The 4,883-nt window shown below is 67.8% G+C and carries 4 protein-coding genes; all 4 read left to right on the forward strand.

Translation table 11 applies throughout. The features are described 5' to 3' along the window. Positions 1-149: 149 nt before the first annotated feature. Genes C2L80_RS13115 through wecB form a run of 4 tightly spaced genes read left to right on the forward strand, consistent with a single transcriptional unit; the run spans position 150 to position 4,393 of the window. Positions 150-1,358 carry a glycosyltransferase family 4 protein gene (locus C2L80_RS13115; RefSeq protein WP_103263350.1) on the forward strand — a complete coding sequence of 403 codons (1,209 nt, stop codon included), beginning with the start codon at positions 150-152 and terminating at the stop codon, positions 1,356-1,358. Further along, positions 1,355-2,410, forward strand: coding sequence for a polysaccharide biosynthesis protein (locus C2L80_RS13120; protein ID WP_103263351.1), 1,056 nt, complete (start codon positions 1,355-1,357; stop codon positions 2,408-2,410). The genes C2L80_RS13115 and C2L80_RS13120 overlap by 4 nt, the downstream gene beginning before the upstream one ends. Next, positions 2,410-3,270: a sugar nucleotide-binding protein gene (locus C2L80_RS13125; RefSeq protein WP_103263352.1), complete on the forward strand. Its 861-nt coding sequence runs from the start codon at positions 2,410-2,412 to the stop codon at positions 3,268-3,270. Before C2L80_RS13120 ends, C2L80_RS13125 begins: the two co-directional genes overlap by 1 nt. Positions 3,271-3,274: 4 nt before the next feature. Then, positions 3,275-4,393: a non-hydrolyzing UDP-N-acetylglucosamine 2-epimerase gene (gene wecB, locus C2L80_RS13130; RefSeq protein WP_103263353.1), complete on the forward strand. Its 1,119-nt coding sequence runs from the start codon at positions 3,275-3,277 to the stop codon at positions 4,391-4,393. Positions 4,394-4,883: the final 490 nt, after the last annotated feature.

Genomic DNA, 4,883 nt, shown 5'->3' on the forward strand with positions numbered 1-4,883 from the left:
GTCTCCGACGAGGAGAAGGCGTTTTTGGACGGGGAGTACGCGGCCAGCATGTCGCTCCTCTTCGACGCGAAGGTCCTCGCGCGCACGGTGGCCGTCGTGCTGAGCCGCCGCGGCGTGGACCGCGAGGGCGCCGGGGAGGGGGCGGGCGAGTGAGGGTGCTCGCGGTCTGCCAGCACTACTGGCCGGAGGACTTCCAGGTCACCGCGGTGTGCGAGGACCTGGCGGCGCGGGGCCACGAGGTGACCGTCCTCGCGGGTCTGCCGAACTACCCGTCGGGGGTCGTCCCCCCGGAGTACCGCAGGGGCGGGCGCAGGCGCGAGGAGCGGGGCGGCGTCCGCATCGTGCGCGCCTGGGAGGTGGCGAGGAGGCCGGGGGCGCTCGGCCTCGCGGCGAACTACTACAGCTTCGCGCATTCGGCGAAGCGGCTGGCAAGGAGGCTGGGCGGCGGCTTCGACGTCGTGTTCGCCTACCAGCTCTCCCCGGTCATGATGGCCGGCCCCGCCGTCGCCTACAAGCGCATGCACGGCGTCCCGCTCCTGCTGTACTGCTGCGACCTCTGGCCCGAGTCGATGAAGGTGATGATCGGCGAGAGGTTCCGGCCCCTTCTCGAGCATTACCGGCGCGTGAGCAAGGGGATATACGACGCCGCCGACGTGATCTCCGTGCAGTCGAGCGCCTTTCGGGAGTACTTCGAGCGGGTCCACTCCATATCGGGGGAGTCCGTCCGCTACATCCCCCAGTTCGCGAGCGACGAGTACCTCGGCGAGGACTTCTCCCGCGCGCCGTCCGGCCGCGTCAACCTCGTGTTCATGGGCAACATGGGCCGCGCCCAGAACCTTCCCGTCATCGTGTCGGCGTTCGCGCGGATGCGCAACCGCGCCCGCGCGCTGCTGCACTTCGTGGGGGACGGCGCGTGCCTCGGGCAGACGAAGAGGCTCGCGGCCGACCTGGGGGTGGGGGAGGGCGTCGTGTTCCACGGCAGGCAGCCCTACGCGCAGATGCCCCGCTACTACCGGATGGCGGACGCGTGCGTGCTCTCGCTCGCCGGCGACTCGTGGGTCGGCACGACGCTGCCCTCGAAGCTCCAAGGCTACATGGCGGCGGGCAAGCCCGTCCTCGCCGCGATAGGCGGGGGCGCGCGCCGGGTGATAGAGGAGTCGGGGTGCGGGGCGGCGGTCGCGCCCGGCGACGTCGACGGCTTCGCTTCGATCATGGACAGGTTCGCGGAGGAGCCCTCCGCTTTCGACGGGTGCGGGGAGAGGGGCCGCGCGTACTTCGCGGAGCATTTCACCCGCTCGCACCATGTCGATGCGATCGAGGAGGCGCTCGAGGAATTGGCAAGAGGAGGAAGGCGATGAGCGGAAGCGCGTTCGCGGGCAAGACGCTTTTGATCACGGGCGGCACGGGGAGCTTCGGCAACACCGTGCTGAAGCACTTCGTGGGAGGCGACATCGACGAGATCCGCATCTTCTCGCGTGACGAGAAGAAGCAGGACGACATGAGGCACCGCCTGCAGGAGCGCTGCCCGGAGCTGGCGGGCAAGGTGCGCTTCCACGTCGGGGACGTGCGCGACGACCGCTCGGTGCGCGACGCCATGCGCGGCGTCGACTACGTGTTCCACGCGGCCGCGCTCAAGCAGGTGCCCAGCTGCGAGTTCTTCCCCATGGAGGCCGTCCGCACCAACGTCGTCGGCACCGACAACGTGCTGCACGCCGCCATCGACGAGGGCGTGGAGCGCGTGGTGTGCCTGTCCACCGACAAGGCGGCCTACCCCATCAACGCCATGGGGAAGTCGAAGGCGCTCATGGAGTCCATCATCTACGCCAACGCCCGCAACGGCGCCGGGCGGACCACCATCTGCTGCACGCGCTACGGCAACGTCATGTGCAGCCGCGGCAGCGTGATCCCGCTGTTCATCGAGCAGATCCGCGAGGGGCGCCCCGTCACGGTGACCGACCCGTCCATGACCCGCTTCCTCATGAACCTCGACGAGGCGGTCGACCTCGTGCAGTTCGCCTTCGAGCATGCGGATCCCGGCGACCTTTTCATCCAGAAGGCCCCGGCGTCCACGATAGGCGACCTGGCCGAGGCCGTGCAGGAGCTCTTCGGCCGCACGGGCACGAAGGTCATCGGCACGCGCCACGGCGAGAAGCTCTACGAGACGCTCATGACCCGCGAGGAGCGGCTGCGCGCCGAGGACATGGGCGGCTACTTCCGCGTGCGCGCCGACTCGCGCGACCTCAACTACGACAAGTTCTTCGTCGAAGGCGAGGTCCGGACGCAGGCCGACGAGCCCTACACGAGCCACAACACGCGCCGCCTGGACGTGGCGGGCGCGGTGGAGAAGATCAAGACGGCCGAGTACGTGCGGCTGGCCCTGGAGGGCCGCGAGCGCGAGGCGGCGCAGTGATGCGGTTCCTCGTCCTCGGGGCCTCGGGCATGGCGGGGCACACCATATCCCTCTACCTCAAGGAGCGGGGCCACGAGGTGACGGGCTTCTCGCGCCGCCCCGTGGCGTTCCTCGAGCGCCAGGTGAACGGCGACGCCCGCGACGAGGCGCTGCTCGCTCGGACGGTCGGCGGGGGAGGGTTCGACGTCGTGGTCAACTGCGTGGGCGTCCTCAACCAGCACGCCGAGCGCGACCCGGAGGGGGCGGCGTACCTCAACGGCGAGCTGCCCCACGTGCTGGCGCGCCTCGCGGAGGGGATGCCGACGCGCGTCTTCCACATGTCCACCGACTGCGTGTTCGCCGGCAACACGGGCCCCTACACCGAGGACAGCGTCCCCGACGGGGAGACGGTCTACGACCGCACCAAGGCCGCGGGCGAGCTGCGCGACGGCAAGAACCTCACGTTCAGGAACTCCATCGTGGGCCCGGACACGGACCCGGGCGGCATCGGGCTGCTGAACTGGTTCATGGCGCAGGAAGGGCCGGTCGAGGGCTGGACGCGCGCCCTGTGGACGGGGCTGACCACGCTGGAGCTCGCCCGCGCGATGGAGGCGGCGGCGCGCGAGGACGTCTGCGGGCTCGTGAACATGGTGCCGGAGGGGCCCATCTCCAAGTGCGACCTGCTGCGCCTTTTCAACGAGCATCTGCGAGGAGGCTCGGTGGAGGTGCGCGCGTGCGGCTCCGTGGCCTTGGACAAGACCCTCGTGCGCACGAACTTCGACTGCTCGTTTCGCCCCGCGCCCTACGCCGAACAGGTGGCCGGCATGGCCGCGTGGATGCGGGCGCACCGCGACCTTTACCCCCACTACCGGATAGGCTAGGACGATGCGGAAGCTGAAACTCATGACCGTCGTGGGCACGCGCCCCGAGATCATCAAGCTGAGCGAGACGATGAAGCTCGCCGACGAGGCGTTCGACCACGTGGTTGCGCACACCGGGCAGAACTATGACTACGAGCTCAACCAGGTGTTCTTCGAGGGCCTGGGCCTGCGGGAGCCCGACTTCCACCTCGGCGTGGCGGGGGACGACCTCGGCCAGACCATGGGCAACGTCCTGGCGAGGTCCTACCGGCTCATGGCGGAGGTCCGCCCCGACGCGCTGCTCGTGCTGGGCGACACGAACAGCTGTTTGTGCGTGATATCGGCGAAGCGCCTGAAGATCCCCGTGTTCCACCTCGAGGCGGGCAACCGCTGCTTCGACGAGAATCTTCCCGAGGAGGTGAACCGCCGCATCGTGGACACGGTAGCGGACGTGAACCTATGCTACTCGGAGCACGCGCGCCGCAACCTCGCGGCGATGGGCTGCGATCCGGCGCGCACCTTCGTGGTGGGCTCGCCCATGCGCGAGGTCTTGGCCGCGCACGCGGGCGACGTCGAGGCCTCCGACGTGCTGGCGCGCGAGGGGCTGGAGCCGGGGCGCTACATCCTGCTGTCGGCCCACCGGGAGGAGAACATCGACATCGAGGCGAACTTCGCCGAGATGGTGGAGGCCGTGAACGCGCTGGCCGAGGAGCGCGGCGTGCCCGTGCTGTACAGCATGCACCCGAGGAGCAGGAAGTTCGCCGAGGCGCGCCGCGCGGAGTTCCATCCGCTGGTGAGGGCCCACAGGCCCTTCGGGTTCGCGGACTACGTGCGCCTGCAGAAGGACGCGCTGTGCGTGGTGTCGGACAGCGGGACGCTCGCCGAGGAGTCTGCCGTTCTGGGCTTCCCGGCGGTGTCGCTGCGCACCTCGACCGAGCGCCCCGAGGTGGTGGACAAGGGGGCGTTCACGCTGGGGTGCATAACCGCCGAGCGGCTGTGCCAGGCCGTGGACGTCGAGGTCGCGCTGGCCGGCAGGCGCTCGCCCGTGCCGGACTACGCCGATGTGGGCTTCGCCGCGAAGGTCGTGAAGATCGTCCAGGGCTACGCGGGCTACGTGGACCGGCATGTGTGGGGGAAGCGGTAGGGAATAATGCGCATCTGCGTATATGACGTTGCAGCTGAATCAGGTGGTGCGCTTACGATTCTGAATAGGTATTACCGCAAAGCGCTGTCCGACAAGCAGAATGAGTATCTCTTTATCATAGGCCTCCCAGAGCTTGCTAGCGTCGATAACATTTCCGTGATGCGTTGCCCCGAGGTAAAGAGAAGCTGGATAAACCGCATTTTGTTTGATTGGTTTAAGGCTCCTCGGATGATAAGGGACTTTGGTGCCGAGGAGGTTCTATCCCTTCAAAATGTGTTGGTGCCGCGCATTGAATCACGGCAAATTGTCTATATGCACAACGTCCTTCCGAAGCCGCTCTGTGATTACCGGTTCGGTTTGCGGGGGTAACGTACAATTTTTTGCGCACTTTGACAGCAGGATAGCGTCCAGATAGGAAGGAGGGCACGGCCCGCCCCGGTATGATTCGAGTTGTCGAGACAAGAAGCATATTGGAGGAGAGCCATGCCCG

Origin of the sequence: Rubneribacter badeniensis (assembly GCF_002899695.1) — a bacterium.
GTDB classification, from domain to species: Bacteria; Actinomycetota; Coriobacteriia; order Coriobacteriales; family Eggerthellaceae; genus Rubneribacter; species Rubneribacter badeniensis.